This is a genomic window from Candidatus Pantoea deserta (genome assembly GCF_003813865.1).
Classification (GTDB): domain Bacteria; phylum Pseudomonadota; class Gammaproteobacteria; order Enterobacterales; family Enterobacteriaceae; genus Pantoea; species Pantoea deserta.
In genome coordinates, this window is sequence record NZ_RMVG01000009.1 from 146,303 (window position 1) to 162,628 (window position 16,326).

The 16,326-nt window shown below is 56.4% G+C and carries 13 protein-coding genes; 10 read left to right on the forward strand and 3 right to left on the reverse strand.

Annotation, left to right across the window (positions count from 1 at the left end):
- Positions 1 to 4 precede the first annotated feature (4 nt).
- Positions 5 to 997 carry a sugar phosphate isomerase/epimerase family protein gene (locus BBB56_RS13235; RefSeq protein ID WP_123801414.1) on the reverse strand — a complete coding sequence of 331 codons (993 nt, stop codon included), beginning with the start codon at positions 995 to 997 and terminating at the stop codon, positions 5 to 7.
- A 229-nt stretch (positions 998 to 1,226) separates the two neighbouring features.
- Positions 1,227 to 1,922 carry a B3/B4 domain-containing protein gene (locus tag BBB56_RS13240; RefSeq protein WP_123801415.1) on the reverse strand — a complete coding sequence of 232 codons (696 nt, stop codon included), beginning with the start codon at positions 1,920 to 1,922 and terminating at the stop codon, positions 1,227 to 1,229.
- Positions 1,923 to 2,113: 191 nt separating this feature from the next.
- On the opposite strand from BBB56_RS13240, the gene BBB56_RS13245 reads away from it, so the two are divergent.
- Complete coding sequence (locus BBB56_RS13245; RefSeq protein ID WP_123801416.1) at positions 2,114 to 2,437, forward strand: KPN_00521 family repetitive protein; 324 nt, start codon at positions 2,114 to 2,116, stop codon at positions 2,435 to 2,437.
- Positions 2,438 to 2,468: 31 nt separating this feature from the next.
- Here BBB56_RS13245 and BBB56_RS13250 read toward each other — a convergent pair whose 3' ends face one another.
- The gene (locus BBB56_RS13250; protein WP_123801417.1) at positions 2,469 to 3,671 is read right to left on the reverse strand and encodes an MFS transporter; all 1,203 of its coding nucleotides are present in this window, start codon (positions 3,669 to 3,671) and stop codon (positions 2,469 to 2,471) included.
- 118 nt (positions 3,672 to 3,789) lie between these two features.
- On the opposite strand from BBB56_RS13250, the gene BBB56_RS13255 reads away from it, so the two are divergent.
- The 9 genes from BBB56_RS13255 to BBB56_RS13295 all read left to right on the forward strand — a co-directional run bounded on the left by BBB56_RS13255 (position 3,790) and on the right by BBB56_RS13295 (position 16,305).
- Entirely contained in the window at positions 3,790 to 4,341 is a 552-nt protein-coding gene (locus BBB56_RS13255; RefSeq protein WP_123801418.1) for a TetR/AcrR family transcriptional regulator, read from the forward strand.
- A gap of 851 nt (positions 4,342 to 5,192) precedes the next feature.
- Positions 5,193 to 6,566 (forward strand): NarK family nitrate/nitrite MFS transporter, encoded by a 1,374-nt coding sequence (locus BBB56_RS13260; protein ID WP_233593031.1) that lies wholly within the window; start codon positions 5,193 to 5,195, stop codon positions 6,564 to 6,566.
- 37 nt (positions 6,567 to 6,603) lie between these two features.
- Positions 6,604 to 10,338, forward strand: coding sequence for a nitrate reductase subunit alpha (locus BBB56_RS13265; protein WP_123801420.1), 3,735 nt, complete (start codon positions 6,604 to 6,606; stop codon positions 10,336 to 10,338).
- Positions 10,335 to 11,870 (forward strand): nitrate reductase subunit beta, encoded by a 1,536-nt coding sequence (gene narH / locus BBB56_RS13270; protein ID WP_123801421.1) that lies wholly within the window; start codon positions 10,335 to 10,337, stop codon positions 11,868 to 11,870. Before BBB56_RS13265 ends, narH begins: the two co-directional genes overlap by 4 nt.
- On the forward strand, positions 11,870 to 12,559 hold the full coding sequence (gene narJ, locus BBB56_RS13275; RefSeq protein WP_123801422.1) for a nitrate reductase molybdenum cofactor assembly chaperone: 690 nt from the start codon (positions 11,870 to 11,872) through the stop codon (positions 12,557 to 12,559). The genes narH and narJ overlap by 1 nt, the downstream gene beginning before the upstream one ends.
- Positions 12,559 to 13,236 carry a respiratory nitrate reductase subunit gamma gene (narI, locus tag BBB56_RS13280; RefSeq protein ID WP_123801423.1) on the forward strand — a complete coding sequence of 226 codons (678 nt, stop codon included), beginning with the start codon at positions 12,559 to 12,561 and terminating at the stop codon, positions 13,234 to 13,236. Before narJ ends, narI begins: the two co-directional genes overlap by 1 nt.
- A gap of 216 nt (positions 13,237 to 13,452) precedes the next feature.
- Complete coding sequence (locus tag BBB56_RS13285) at positions 13,453 to 14,205, forward strand: YoaK family protein (RefSeq protein ID WP_123801424.1); 753 nt, start codon at positions 13,453 to 13,455, stop codon at positions 14,203 to 14,205.
- A gap of 138 nt (positions 14,206 to 14,343) precedes the next feature.
- Positions 14,344 to 14,745 carry an SRPBCC domain-containing protein gene (locus BBB56_RS13290; RefSeq protein WP_123801425.1) on the forward strand — a complete coding sequence of 134 codons (402 nt, stop codon included), beginning with the start codon at positions 14,344 to 14,346 and terminating at the stop codon, positions 14,743 to 14,745.
- Between the two features lie 12 nt (positions 14,746 to 14,757).
- Complete coding sequence (locus tag BBB56_RS13295) at positions 14,758 to 16,305, forward strand: UbiD family decarboxylase (RefSeq protein ID WP_123801426.1); 1,548 nt, start codon at positions 14,758 to 14,760, stop codon at positions 16,303 to 16,305.
- Positions 16,306 to 16,326 lie beyond the last annotated feature (21 nt).

The window sequence follows — 16,326 nt, forward strand, 5'->3', positions numbered from 1 at the left end:
ACCCTTATTCTTCAATCGAGGTCAGCAGCGCATTCTGGATAATGCGCTGTGCTTTCAGCGGGTTCTGTTCCAGCTGCGCCGCCTGAAGGGCGGGCATATCCAGCTTATCGAGCGCGCGATAGATATGCTTCAGGAAGCGAATTGAGAGGTTGGCGGCCTCGACGTGATCTTCACGGAACGGGAACTGGTCGAGCTGCCAGACGCCGTCCCAGTTATTGCACTTCAGCACATAGAAGAACTCGAAGATCTCCGTCATATGCACGGTGCCGACCACCAGATCGTCGTCCCAGCCGCGCAGGTTATCGTTAACATCCATGCCAAACAGACGGCCACGGTCGATAATCAGCTGTGCAGAACCGGCCGGTGATTCGCCAGCGAACAACGCATGGCCGAAGTCCAGCAAAATGCCCACATTATCAAGACCAATCTCTTCAATGCCCAGCAGTGATTTTGCCGCCGAATCCCAGGTCATTTTTACGCGCGGCTCGCGCGGTTTATATTCAATGGCGAATTTGACGTCGGGGTTGGCTCCGGCCAGCTCCCGCATACCGTCCACCGCCAGCTTCCACAGATTCTTGTGATCCACCTGGAAAGGATAATCCCAGCCGTCCTGACCCGGCCACACTTTGACATAGTTTGCGCCCAGTTCGCGCACCACGTCAGCGGCCTCATTCATCAGCGCCAGCGCCTCGGCGCGAACGGTCGCGTCAGGGTGAGTAAAGGCGCCGCGAGAAAATTTACGCAGATAAATCTCCGGAGTTACGCCAATCGCTTGCAGACCCGCCTCCTGCAATGCCTGTTTCACATCACTTACCGAAACGCCGGGCGTGAAAGGATAAGGAACATCGACGTAAGAGAGATCCTCTACTTCGCCCGCCAGCTTTATCTGCTCCAGGGTGCTGAGCGCCGGACCATAGCCGTCAACCGCATAGCGATCGATGTAATTCGCAAAATGCCACAGGCCCGCGCCAAATTTGGGGTATGTATAGCTACTCATCGCCGATATTCTCCGTTAAGGATCAGGACAAAAATGCGTGTGGATTGCCGCTGCAATCCGTGATTTGAATATATATTCAGTAAGGATTATATATTCCATTGTGCGGGCGAAAACGGCGACGTTGCCAGCGAGCAGCGCCATAACTGCAAAGCAGGTCACATTAAATCGTGGGTTTCGGATAAGGAGCAGGCCGATACGGCCGCGGTAACCGTATCGGCGCAAGAGAACATCAGTTAAAGCCCGCCCCCAGCAGCTGTTTTTCAATGCGGGAGCCGGGCATCATCGCTTCCAGTCCGGCAACAAGCTCGTCGCTGGCCTGATGCAGCGCGTCTATCGGCATCTCCGGCAAGCTCTCCAGAATAAACCACATCTTCTGCGCGCTGGCGTCCAGCCGGGTGCGCAGGCCCTGACGCCAGTTCCAGCGCCGGCAGGTCACGCCTGCGTCATCGCGCCAGATAACCTCACCCGGTTCGGGCCGCTCAGTGGCAGGCGCGCCGTCTTTCAGGGTATCAAAAGCTTCGCTGCCGTCAGCCCGCACCAGGCGCGGGTTGCCGACGTAAGCCGCGGCGTTTTCACCACCGATGGGTAAGGCGTATTTAATGCTAATCGCGTTATACAGATCCACCACAGGATCGCTTGAGGGCAAGGAGCCGTCGCGCAGCACGCGCTTACGCAGCGCTTCAACCGAGCTGGGCGTCCGGGCGGGTTTTGCGCCGAACTGCTTAAAGGCTTCGCCCCAGGCGGCGATGTGCGCGTCGGCCCAGGGAACATCCTTCGACGTCATGGCGCGGCAGGCATCTTCCAGCGCGTCACGCGCGACCTGAGGATGTTGTACGCCGCTGGCTTCAACGAGGATGCTGATGGCGCGAAAGCCTGGCGCCAGCGCAATAACGGTAAGTTCGACGTCGGGAGAGAAAGAGAACATGGGCATACCTTATCGGTGAATCCTGCATAAAGTGTAGCGAGGGATAGCTGCAGCTGCCCGATAAAGTCAAAAAAGCAGACCAGATAAAAATCCAGGAATATGCCTAATTCACGATGAATCCTGCGAAATTTTCAGCACGGCTGCGTTAACTGTCTATACTGAGAGTGGACTTGATAATTAGTGAGGGAATCATGAAAAAGACAATTATTGCACTTTCTGCTCTGATGCTGGCAGCGCCGGTATTTGCGGCAACTACACATGCTACCGATGAAACCGTGGCTGAAGCCCATAAAGGCGCAGATACCGCAAAAGAGAAACTGCACAAAGCACAGCATCAAGGGGCCGAGCAGAAGCTGAAAGCAGAACATGCTGCCGAAGGTAAAAGCGATGCGACCACCAGCAAAATCAGCGAAGGTTCGCAAAAAGCCTGGAACGGCACCAAAGAAGGCAGCGAGAAAGCCTGGGATAAAACCAAGCAGGGCGCTGAAGACCTGAAAAATAAAGCAACTAATTAATCAGTAATGGCCGGTTTAACCGGCCATTTTTTTATCTTCTTTCTGCGCTCAATCTCTCCGGCATCCGTCCGGCGATTAATGACAACGCCGCCATCAGCAAAATTCCCAGACAGTAGTCGTTAGCCGTTTCGGCCAGACCCAGCCGCGGCACCGCAAAACCTGCCAGCATCGCCGGCAACGCGAAGGTCAGATAACTTTTGACCAGAAAGGCAGAAAACAGCCCGGCGCGTTCATGGCTTTCCGCCAGCGGCAAAATAATTTTCATCATGGTTGCGAAAAGAGAGCCAAATCCCTGTCCGGCTATGGCCGTGCCGATAAAAAGCAGCAGCGCATGGTGATGATTGATCCCCATCAGGGTGAGGCCGGTGCCTGCCATCAGGGCAATGGTTCCGATAAACAGCGCGCGCGGCGGCGACCAGCGCCGAAAAATCAACACGGACGCCGTCGCGCTCAGCATCAGCGTCGCGACAACCGAGCCGCCGATAAAGGGCGAATGTACGCCTGTTGCCACCATCATCAGCGAGGGCATCAGCGAAAGATAAAATCCCCCCAGAGACCAGGTTGCCACATTAACCGGCGCCATGCGCAGCAGCGGCCCCAGCGCGCGCGGCGGGATGGCGATTCGGGGCCTTAACGCGCCCAGCGCGCCAGCAACGGGCGTGACGGTTTCGGGCATCAAAGGCAGCAGCGCAAAGGCGATTAGCATCAGCGCAAGCAGCAGCGCATAAACCAGCACGGTGGGCAGAGGCGCAAAGGTCACCAGCACCGTGCTCGCCAGGCTGCCTGCCAGCAGGCCCAGAAATGCCGTGACTGAGTTCAGCAGCGGACCTCTGTTCTTATCGCCGTCAAGAATAGCCGCGCCGAAGGTTGGCAGCGCGATGCCGGTGGCCAGCCCCTGGATAACGCGCGCGGCAATTAACATACCAGCAGAGTCTGCCAGCATAAAAACGGCCAGCGCAACGCTGTTAATCAGAAGCGCGGTTAGCATCATTGCGCGACGACCGGTAAAATCGGACAGCCTGCCTAAGGTCAACAGCGCAATCAGCAGGGCAAAAGCGTAGCTGGCGAAAATCACTGTTATATCTACAGGCGATAAATGGTACAGGCTGCGATAGAGCGGATAAAGCGGCGTGGGCGCGCTACTGGTAGCCGAAAAAAGCGCGGCGCAGATAAAGCCGTAAAGCGTAATGCGCCGCGCAGCGGCCGCAGGCAGAGCAACACAGGCAGAAGACATGGGATTCACCTTAAAGCAAATTATTAGCTTTAAGAGAGGTATACTTGCCTTTTGTCGTTAATGCAATATCTTTGCATTAACAATTTTAGCCTGCATTTTCATCCAGAGAGGAGGATCAATGGCCAGGGAAATGATCAGACAAGGCGGTCGTAGCGCGCGTATTCAGGAAGAGGTTCATAAGGCAGTGAATGCCCTGTTGAAAACGCACGACCGCAGCGAGATCACCGTACCTATGGTTGCGGAAAGGGCAGGCGTGACGCCGTCAACGGTTTATCGTCGCTGGGGCGACCTGGCGCAATTGTTCGCCGACGTCGCGGTAGCGCATATGCGTCCTCAGGGGGAGCCTGAAAATACCGGCGATACGCAGCGTGATATTGAGAGTTTTATCCTGCAATACGCAGAAGAGATGTCTTCCAGAGTAGGCCGTCAGATGCTGGCTGATGTAATCGGCGGCGGCGGGAGCCAGGCAACAGTTAAGTGCTGCGGCTTCACATATGTCTACCTGGAAACTATCAACAGTCGCGCTATCGCGCGCGGCGAAGCGGGGTTTTCTGTTGAAGACGTGGTGGATTTCGTTGTGGCTCCTGTGATTTACCATATTCTTTTCAAAGACAGCGCCCCCACGCCTGACTACTGCCTGCAACTGGTGGCGCGGCTTTTTCATGGCTAACTAAGCAGGGCGCCTGGCTGGCCGGGCGTCTGCAAGGCGATCAACGAGTAAAGGCGGAAGAGAGTAAAGCCGATCACCTACGGCATATAGTTACAACATACTTTAATGGTTTTACGTAACACCATCGGCATTAGTGCCTTTCTCACCCAGGATTTAATCAGGGAGTGGCATAAGCAACGCGATAGTGCTGTCAGGATTTATTCTGTTCTTATGCCCTGAACGAGTAAAAAAACTGTCTCTGCCGGGGCAGAGCAGGCAGAGAGCGACCATACCAGCCTGGCTTTATAAAAAAGATAAATTCTTCTCGCTATAGCGTGATATAAATAACGACACACTGATACTAAAGAGTACACTGTTTTGCGTGCAGCGCCTGGCAGAACAGAAAGGCTTTTAAATATTCCTTATTTAGCCCGTGTTTAAAATAACGTTTATTTACCTTTGTTATTTTTCTTTGACTATTATCAAATTGTTTTCTTGTAATGGTTGTTCACTATATTTCCCTTCGGGTAACCTACCTATAATTAGGTAGTTAGCCTGACATCTGGTTTCCGCCAACCCGCTGTTGCTTTGCGCTGCATCATAAAAGCCCCTACAAATCCTCTTGTTTTTTTATCCCCCTGCGTTAGGCTTATTAACCATTCTAAAGGGTGAGCCACACTGTCAAATAATGGTCTCTTGCGCTTAAAGAGTTCGCCATTAATTCATTTTTAGATCGTGAAAAAGGGATTATTGCCATCCTTTTAAATTCGCGCTTATTCAGGCACAGATTTATTCATTTTTATATCCATTAATCTTTTATGACAACGCGCAGACAGCGGGATAAATCCGGCTGCTGCTTATTGGGAGGATGTGTGAGCGAAAATTCTCGTTCCGGGCATGGCGCGCTGGAGAAATGGGCGCCCGAAGATCAGCAGTTCTGGGAAAGTCAGGGTAAATCCGTCGCGCGGCGCAATTTAATTATTTCCGTCTGCGCGCTGCTGCTGGCTTTCTGCGTCTGGATGCTCTTTAGCGCCGTCGCCGTGAATCTGAATCGGGTAGGCTTCAATTTTACCGTCGATCAGCTTTTCTTACTCACCGCATTACCTTCACTTTCCGGCGCGCTGTTTCGCGTGCCGTACTCTTTTGTCGTGCCGGTTGTCGGCGGTCGTCTGTGGACGGTCATCAGCACCGCCGTACTGATCATTCCCTGCGTGTGGCTGGGATTTGCCGTACAGGACCCGTCAACGCCCTACGGCGTCTTTATCATTATCTCGCTGTTCTGCGGACTGGCAGGCGCAAACTTCGCCTCCAGCATGGGCAACATCAGCCTGTTCTATCCGAAAAATAAACAGGGCGCGGCGCTTGGCATCAACGGCGGCCTGGGCAACCTCGGCGTTAGCGTTATGCAGCTGATCGCGCCCCTGATCATTGTGGTGCCATTCTTTGTCGCCGGCACAACTCTGGCTGACGGCAGCCAGCTCTGGCTGGCAAACGCCGCATGGGTCTGGGTGCCGCTGCTTGCGCTGGCCTCTGTCGCCGCATGGTGCGGAATGAACGACATCGCCGGTATGCGCGCGTCACTGCGCGACCAGCTTCCCGTGCTGAAGCAGGGCCATCTCTGGACGCTGGGTCTGCTCTATCTGGCTACCTTCGGCTCCTTTATCGGTTTTTCCGCGGGTTTTGCCATGCTGGCGAAAACCCAGTTTCCGCAGGTCGACATTATTCACCTGGCCTTTTTCGGCCCGTTCCTGGGGGCGCTGGCGCGCTCCGCCGGCGGGTTCCTCTCGGATAAGTTCGGCGGCGTACGCGTTACCTCCATCAACTTCCTGCTGATGACGATGTTCTCGGCGCTGCTTTTCCTGACCCTGCCCGGCACAACAGGCGGCTCCTTCCTGGGATTCTATGTGGTGTTTATGGGGCTTTTCCTCACCGCCGGCCTGGGCAGCGGATCGACCTTCCAGATGATCGCGGTGATCTTCCGTCAGATCACGCTGGAGCGTATGACAAAGCTGGGCCGCACTCCTGAAGAGGCGCAGCATGCCGCAGTCACCGATACCGCTGCCGCTCTGGGCTTTATTTCTGCCCTCGGCGCGGTCGGCGGCTTCTTTATACCTAAGGCTTTCGGCACTTCGCTGACGCTGACCGGCTCCCCTGTCGGCGCAATGAAAATTTTCCTCTTTTTCTACATCGTCTGCCTGCTGGTGACCTGGCTGCTGTATGGCCGTCGCAAAACACATAACAACTAAGCAGAGCAATGAGCACTAACCATACTGGAGATGCGCAATGAGTAAACTTCTCGACCGCTTCCGCTATTTCAAGCAGAAAGGCGACAGCTTCGCAGAAGGTCATGGCCAGGTGTACAACACCAACCGTGACTGGGAAGACGGTTATCGGCAACGCTGGCAATACGACAAGATTGTGCGTTCGACGCACGGCGTTAACTGCACAGGTTCCTGTAGCTGGAAAATCTACGTTAAAAACGGACTGGTCACCTGGGAAACGCAGCAGACGGATTATCCCAGAACGCGTCCCGATCTGCCCAATCATGAACCGCGCGGCTGCCCGCGCGGCGCCAGCTACTCCTGGTATCTGTACAGCGCTAACCGGCTGAAGTATCCGCTGGTGCGCAAGGTGCTGCTGGAGATGTGGCGTGATGCGCTGGCGCAGCACAGCGATCCGGTCGAGGCCTGGAGCGCGCTGATGACGGACGGTGAAAAGAGCAAAACCTACAAGGCGCAGCGCGGCCGTGGCGGGTTCGTCCGCGCCAGCTGGAAAGAGATGAATCAGCTGATTGCGGCGGCCAATATCTGGACGATCAAAAACTATGGTCCGGACCGCGTCGCGGGCTTCTCGCCGATTCCGGCCATGTCGATGGTCTCCTACGCGGCGGGTACGCGCTATCTGTCGCTGCTGGGCGGAACCTGTCTGAGCTTCTACGACTGGTATTGCGATCTGCCGCCTGCGTCTCCTATGACCTGGGGCGAACAGACCGATGTGCCGGAATCCGCTGACTGGTACAACTCCAGTTACCTTATCGCCTGGGGTTCCAACGTGCCGCAGACGCGTACCCCGGATGCGCACTTCTTTACGGAAGTGCGCTACAAGGGCACCAAAACCGTCGCGATCACCCCAGACTATTCAGAAGTGGCCAAACTGACCGATCAGTGGCTGGCGCCGAAGCAGGGCACCGACAGCGCGCTGGCGATGGCGATGGGTCACGTGATCCTTAATGAATTTCACCTGAAAAATCCCAGCGACTATTTCCTGAGCTACGCGCGTCAATACACTGACATGCCTATGCTGGTACTGCTGGAGCCGCGTGAAGACGGCAGCTATGTGCCGGGACGCCAGCTGCGCGCGGCGGATCTGACCGACTGCCTGGGCGAAGAAAATAATCCCGAATGGAAAACGGTGGCCTGTAACCAGGCTGGCGAACTGGTGGTGCCAAACGGCTCAATCGGTTTCCGCTGGGGAGAAAAGGGCAAGTGGAACCTGGAGCAGAAAGCGGCAGGAACGCCGACAGAGCTGAATCTCTCGCTGCTGGATCGGCATGATGCGGTGCTGGATGTCGCCTTTCCCTACTTCGGCGGCGTGGAAAACCCCCATTTCCGCCACGTGAAGCAGGACGACGTACTGCTGCACAAAGTGCCGGTGAAAACCCTGACGCTGGCCGATGGCCGTCAGCTGCCGGTCGCCTCGGTTTACGATCTGACGCTGGCGCATTACGGTCTCGATCGCGGTCTGGATGACGTCAATTGCGCGCGCGACTACGGCGACGTCCGCGCCTATTCGCCCGCCTGGGCAGAGCAAATTTGCGGCGTGCCGCGCAGCGAGATTGAAAAAATCGCGCGCGAGTTCGGCGAAAATGCGCACAAAACTCACGGACGCTCGATGATCATCGTCGGCGCAGGCATGAACCACTGGTATCACATGGACATGAACTACCGTGGTCTGATCAATATGCTGGTGTTCTGCGGCTGCGTAGGGCAAACCGGCGGCGGCTGGGCGCACTATGTGGGTCAGGAGAAGCTGCGTCCGCAAACCGGCTGGGCGCCGCTGGCGTTCGCGCTGGACTGGCACCGTCCGCCGCGTCAGATGAACAGCACCTCTTACTTCTATAACCACGCCAGCCAGTGGCGCTATGAAAAATTGCAGGTCAGCGAACTGCTGTCGCCGCTGGCCGATGCCAGCCAGTATAGCGGTCAGCTTATTGACTTCAACGTGCGCGCCGAACGTATGGGATGGCTGCCTTCTTCGCCGCAGCTCGCGATTAACCCGCTGCGTATCGCCGACGAGGCCAAACGCGCAGGCCAGTCTGAACAGGCCTGGACCGTCGACGCGCTTAAATCAGGCAAGCTGCGCATGGCCTGTGAAGATCCCGACAGCGGCAGCAACCATCCGCGCAATATGTTTATCTGGCGTTCAAACCTGCTCGGATCCTCCGGTAAAGGCCATGAATATATGCTGCGCTATCTGCTCGGCACCGAAAGCGGCATTCAGGGCGAACCGCTGAGCGACGCGGAGGATCGTCCGGAAGAGCTGGAGTGGCGCAACGCCGCCCTGGAAGGCAAGCTCGATCTGCTGGTGACGCTCGACTTCCGCATGTCCAGCACCTGCCTGTTCTCTGACATCGTCCTGCCTACCGCCACCTGGTATGAAAAAGACGATATGAATACTTCGGATATGCATCCCTTTATTCATCCGCTCTCTGCGGCAGTGGATCCGGCCTGGGAGTCAAAAAGCGACTGGGAAATCTATAAAGGCATTGCGAAAACCTTCTCCGATCTCTGTGTGGGTCATCTTGGCCAGGAAACTGACGTGGTGCTGCAACCCTTGCAGCATGATTCGCCGGGCGAGCTGGCTGCGGGCGAAGTGCGCGACTGGAAAAAAGGCGAGTGCGATCTTATTCCTGGTCAGACAGCGCCGCAGATCGTCAGCGTACAGCGCGACTATCCGGCGGTGTACGAGCGCTTTACCTCTGTCGGTCCGCTGCTGGAAAAACTGGGCAACGGCGGCAAAGGCATTAGCTGGAATACGGATAAAGAAGTCGACCTGCTGCGTCGTCTGAACTACACCAAAGCAGACGGCGCGGCGAAAGGTCAGCCGATGATCAACAGCGCCATTGACGCCGCCGAAGTGATCCTGACGCTGGCGCCGGAAACCAATGGTCAGGTGGCGGTGAAAGCCTGGCAGGCGCTGGGCGAGTTTACCGGTCGCGACCATACCCACCTGGCACGGCCCAAAGAAGAAGAGAAAATTCGCTTCCGCGATATTCAGGCACAGCCGCGCAAAATTATCTCCAGCCCCACCTGGTCCGGTCTGGAAGACGAGCATGTCTCCTATAACGCGGGCTACACCAACGTGCATGAGCTGATCCCCTGGCGCACGCTTTCGGGTCGTCAACAGCTTTACCAGGACCACCCGTGGATGCGCGCCTTTGGTGAATCCTTCTGCGCCTACCGTCCGCCGGTCGATACGCGCAGCGTGCAGAATCTGGAGCATATTCCATCCAACGGCTTCCCGGAAAAAGCGCTCAACTTTCTGACGCCGCACCAGAAATGGGGCATTCACTCAACCTACAGCGACAACCTGCTGATGCTGACGCTGTCGCGCGGCGGTCCGATTGTCTGGATGAGCGAAGAGGACGCCAGAGAGCTGGGCATTGAGGATAACGACTGGATTGAGGTGTTTAACGCCAACGGCGCGCTGACGGCCCGCGCGGTGGTCAGCCAGCGTGTCCCGGCGGGCATGACCATGATGTACCACGCGCAGGAACGACTGGTAAATATTCCAGGTTCAGAGGTCACCGGCCAGCGCGGCGGCATTCATAACTCCGTGACGCGCGTCTCTCCGAAGCCGACCCATATGATTGGCGGCTATGCCCAGCTGGCGTACGGCTTTAACTATTACGGTACCGTCGGCTCAAACCGCGATGAATTTATCATGGTGCGTAAGATGAACAAGGTGAACTGGCTGGATGACGAAGGCCGCGATCAGGTACAGGAGGCGACAAAATGAAAATCCGCTCTCAGGTCGGCATGGTGCTGAATCTCGACAAGTGTATCGGCTGTCATACCTGTTCCGTCACCTGTAAAAATGTCTGGACCAGCCGTGAAGGCATGGAGTACGCCTGGTTCAATAATGTGGAAACCAAGCCCGGCGTCGGCTATCCCCACGCCTGGGAAGATCAGGAAAAATGGCGCGGCGGCTGGATCCGTAATATCAAAGGTCGTCTTGAGCCGCGCCTCGGCAACCGCTCCTCGGTGTTGATGAAAATCTTCGCCAACCCGGTTGTGCCTGGCATTGACGACTACTACGAGCCTTTTACTTTCGATTACCAGCATCTGCATACCGCGAAAGCCGGTAAAAGTCAGCCGACGGCGCGCCCGCGCTCGCTAATCAGCGGTCAGCGTATGGATAAAATTCACGGCGGCCCGAACTGGGAAGAAATTCTGGGCGGCGAGTTCAGTAAGCGCTCGGCCGATAAGAACTTCGACGCGATGCAGAAGGAGATGTACGGCCAGTTTGAGAACACCTTTATGATGTATCTGCCGCGCCTGTGTGAGCACTGCCTCAACCCGGCGTGCGCGGCGACCTGCCCAAGCGGCGCCATTTATAAGCGTGAAGAGGACGGCATTGTCCTGATCGATCAGGACAAATGTCGCGGCTGGCGTCTGTGTGTCAGCGGCTGCCCGTACAAAAAAATCTACTTTAACTGGAAGAGCGGCAAGTCAGAAAAATGCATTTTCTGCTATCCGCGTATCGAGTCAGGCATGCCCACCGTCTGCTCTGAAACCTGCGTAGGCCGTATCCGCTATCTTGGCGTGCTGCTGTATGACGCCGACAAGATCGCCGAAGCCGCCAGCACGGAGCATGAAACCGATCTCTACCAGCGCCAGTGCGACGTTTTCCTCGATCCTTACGATCCGGAGGTGATCGAAGAGGCGTTAAAACAGGGCATTCCGCAGAGCGTTATCGATGCCGCGCAGGCGTCGCCGGTGTGGAAACTGGCGATGGACTGGAAACTGGCGCTGCCGCTGCACCCTGAATACCGCACGCTGCCGATGGTCTGGTATGTGCCGCCGTTGTCGCCGATTCAGTCGGTGGCGGATGCAGGCGGACTGGTGTCGCAAAGCAGCGTGCTGCCGGACGTCGAGAGCCTGCGCATTCCCGTGCAGTATCTTGCCAATATGCTGACGGCCGGCGACACCGCGCCGGTGCTGCGCGCGCTGAAGCGCATGATGGCGATGCGTCACTACAAACGCGCTCAGAGCGTAGACGGCGTTGCCGATACGCGCGCCATTGAAGAGGTAGGGCTGAGCGAGGCGCAGGTCGAAGAGATGTATCGCTATCTGGCTATCGCCAACTACGAAGATCGCTTCGTCATTCCGGGCAGCCATCGCGAACTGGCGCGAGAAGCCTTCCCGGAGCGTAATGGTTGCGGCTTTAGCTTTGGCGATGGCTGCCACGGCAGCGATACGAAATTCAACCTGTTCAACAGCCGCCGCATTGATGCGATCAACATCGGTGACAGCGCGGGAGGCGAGTAATGGCGCTGATTAAACTCATCGCTCTGCTGCTGGAGTATCCCGACGAAGCGCTCTGGCAGGAGCAGGAAGAAATAAGCGCGCTGGTTGCGGCTCAACAGCCGGAGCTACTGCCGTTTGTGACGCGCTATTTCGCCACGGCGCCGCTGGACAGGCAGGCCGACTGGTGCGCGCTGTTCGAACGCGGTCGCACAACCTCATTGCTGCTGTTTGAGCATGTTCACGCCGAGTCGCGCGACCGCGGTCAGGCCATGGTCGATTTAATGGCGCAGTACGAACGCGCCGGCCTGGAGCTGGACTGCCGTGAGCTGCCTGACTATCTGCCTCTTTATCTGGAGTATCTCAGCCTTCAGCCTGCCGCCGATGTGCGGCAGGGACTGCTGGACGTCGCGCCTATTCTGGCGCTGGTCGGCGGGCGGCTGAAAGAGCGCGGCAGCGATTTCCATATGCTGTTCGATGCGCTGTTAAGGGTGGCGGACAGCCCGCTTAGCAGCGAAAGCGTCGCCGCGCAGGTGGCCGCTGAGGAGCGCGATGATACGCCAGCCGCCATGGACGCGGTCTGGGAAGAGGAGCAGGTGAAGTTTATTGATGACAATACCTGCGGCAATTCGGCCCGGCAGCAACATCAGCGGCGTTTTCGTCATGAAACCGCGCCGCAATATCTTGATCTCTCCGCTGGAGGAACAGCCTGATGCACTTTTTGAACCTGTTGTTCTTTGATATTTACCCTTATCTGTGCGGCACCGTATTTCTGGCAGGAAGCTGGCTGCGTTACGACTACGGCCAGTACACCTGGCGCGCCTCTTCCAGCCAGATGCTGGACAAAAAGGGTATGCGCCTGGCCTCGAACCTGTTCCACATCGGCATCCTGGGCATTTTCTTCGGCCATCTTTTTGGTCTGCTGACGCCGCACTGGATGTACGCGCCGTTTCTGGCTATCGCCACCAAGCAAAAGCTGGCTATGGCCGCAGGTGGCGTATTCGGCATGATGACGCTGGTCGGCGGCTTCCTGCTGCTGAAACGTCGTCTGTTGAATCCGCGTATCCGCGCAACCTCGACGCGTGCCGATATGGTTATTCTCGGCATCCTGGTGGTGCAGTGCGCGCTGGGCCTGACGTCTATTCTCTTCTCTATGCGTCATCTTGACGGCGCGGACATGATGAAGCTGGTCGGCTGGGCGCAGGCAATCGTGACTTTTCAGGGCGGCGCGTCGCACTGGCTGGATGGGGTAGAGTGGATTTATCGCGTCCATCTGGTGCTGGGCATGACGATTTTCCTGGTATTTCCCTTTACGCGTCTGGTGCACGTCTGGAGCGCGCCGGTGGAGTATCTTACCCGCCGCTACCAGGTAGTACGAGCACGTCGATAATTACCTCTGGCGTCTGCTGTTTTCGCAGCGGGCGCCATATTACGTCGCCTCTGATTGACTTTTCCCCGGCTGCACCCGTCTTTACAGTAATAGAGATAGTGCCGTTTTTTTTAAGTTATTTAACATTTTTATTAACTCCTTTGAGTTTCCCTATGCGACAGCGATCGCATTTCTCCCTACGCTTAATCTCAGGTAATAAAAAAAGGTGAAGCGTGCATGTTAATAAAAATGAAGCGAGAGCGATCGCATACGGAAGACCGCTATCTTGCCGTCTGGCTGGCGACGGCGGCCGGCCTGCTGAATGCGATGGCGCTGGGCGCATTTGGTTTTTTTCCTTCCCATATGTCGGGCAATACGTCGCAACTCTCCAGCGAGGTGAATAACAGCGACCTGCGCGATCTCACCTTTCTTGGCTGTTTGCTGCTGGCGTTTGTCGCTGGCGCGGTCACCGCGCGGCTGGCGGTCATTGCCGGCCTTAAATACAATCTGCGCACGATTTTTTGTCAGGTGCTGGTCGCGGAAGGGGCGATACTTTTATGCCTGTCGCTGTTTGAAATCTTTTTCTACTCTTCCGGCAACAATCGTGAAGTGCTGGTGCTGCTGGGTTTTTTAATGGGCGTGCATAATTCCACCTCGACGCAGCTCTCTAACGGTCGGGTACGCGCTACGCATATCACCGGGACGCTGACCGATGCCGGCATCTCGCTTGCTTCTGTATTGAGCGCCATACTGCGCCGCGATCCCTCGAAGAACGCACATGCGCAAAAGAAGCAGCTGAAAACGCATCTGACGACCATTTTTTCCTTTCTGGGCGGAGGGATTGCCGGACTCTGGCTGTTTCGTCTGGCGGGGTTTCACGCGATGGCTGCATTGGGTGCAGGACTTATTCTCCTGGCGCTGGTCTCGATGGCGCTGACGTTGATGCGAGTCAGGAGAACCGTGCTGGTCAAAGCGCGTGGAACAGAATGATCATTTAGAGGCTTTTAATAGTTTAGTTACAAATCAATGCCTGAGCGCAACGGAGTGCGCTGACAATCTGCCTATACTTTTCCCGGTTCTGCATTCCATTCATCTGGCCCGCAAGGGCATCTGCATACGAGGCTAATTATGATCACGCTTCATCACGCCATTAAGATTGCTGCGCCGCGCTCAGCGGTCTACGAGGCGCTCACCTCACTTGAAAAGATGGCTGCATGGCATGCGGGCAGCGTGGAAGGAGAGATTGCCCCAGGCAAAATTTTCACGCTACGCCCGAAACCAGAAACCCATTTTAGCTGGCGCACTGAGACGCTGAAGACCAATGCCGATATCGTGCAAACATCGCTGGTCGAAACTGACAGCCATGCGGGGAAAAGGCTCTGTTTTCAGCTCTCCGACCTGGAGGATGGACGCACGCTGGTGGCGCTAACGCACGGTGAATGGGCCGAAGACGATCCGCATCTGCCGTTTTGCAACACCTACTGGGGTGAGGTGCTGTTTCATCTGAAAACCTTTCTGGAAACCGCTTAAGGAGAAGCCGCAATGCCGCAGAAAAAACCTGACAGTTATCGCATCGTAAAACCCGGTGAACCGCATCCGCAGGGCTGGCAGGTCCCCCCTGTTAACGATCTCCGCTCTGCCATTAAGCTACTGAAAACATTACCGGGCCACTACATCGAAACCGATCGCGAGGTCGATCCCAACGCTGAGCTGGCGGGCGTCTATCGCTATATCGGAGCGGGCGGCACCGTGATGCGGCCGACGCGTATCGGCCCGGCGATGACCTTCAACAACATCAAAGGTTTTCCAGATGCGCGCGTGCTGGTGGGATTGATGGCAAGCCGCGAGCGAGTGAGTGCGTTGCTGGGCGCGCCGGTGCGTGAGCTGGGCATCCAGATGGCGGAAGCGCGAAGGAACGTCACGCCGCCGGTTATGGTAGATAAAGCGCAGGCGCCCTGCCAGGAGGTTGTTTATCGCGCCGACGATGAGGGTTTCGATCTGCGCAAAATTCTTCCTGCGCCCACCAACACCAGCGAAGACGCCGGTCCCTATTTTTGCCTCGGGTTAGTGCTTGGCAGCGATCCTGACGATCGCGACAACGCGGACGTGACTATTCACCGCCTGTGCGTGCAGAGCAAAGATGAGCTTTCCATCTTCTTCGCGCCGGGCCGCCATATTGATGCGTTTCGCCAGAAAGCGGAAGCCGCCGGTAAACCACTGCCGGTGTCGATTAATATGGGACTGGATCCGGCTATCTACATCGGCGCGGAATTTGAAGCGCCGACGACGCCGTTCGGTTTTAATGAGCTGTGTGTGGCAGGCGGATTGCGCGGCAGGCCAGTTGAACTGGTGGAGTGCCTGAGTGTAAATCAGCGCGCCATCGCCCGCGCGGAAATCGTGATAGAAGGGGAGATCCTGCCCAACGTGCGCGTTGAAGAGGATCAGAACAGTCATACCGGCAAAGCAATGCCGGAGTTTCCTGGCTATACCGGTGAAGCAAATCCGTCACTGCCGGTAATTAAGGTTAAGGCGATTACTACGCGACACAATCCCATCCTGCAAACGCTGGTCGGTCCGGGCGAAGAGCATGTCAGCCTGGCGGGGATTCCGACTGAAGCCAGCATCCATATCGAATGCGAAGACGCACTGCCGGGACTGGTGAAAAACGTTTATGCCCACAGCGCAGGCGGCGGGAAATTTCTGGCGGTGTTGCAGGTGCAGAAGCGCAACGCGGGCGATGACGGTATGACGCGCCAGGCGGCGCTGATTGCGCTGGCCGTCTATCGCGAGCTGAAAAACGTGATTCTGGTGGATGAGGATGTTGACCTCTTTGATACCGATGATGTGCTTTGGGCGATGCAGACGCGCTACGTTGGGGATATTGATACGCTGTTTGTACCCGGCGTAGCGGGGCATGTTCTCGATCCGTCCCAGCAGCCTTTTTACGATCCGCGCCTGACGGCGAAGGGTACCACCAGTAAAACCATTTTTGACTGCACTGTGCCATACCATTTGAAAGAGCACTTTGTGCGTGCGCAATTCAAAGAGGTTGACGCCAGCCTGTGGGCACCAGACCTGTTCGCTAAGTAAAGCCAATAAAAAAGCCGATAA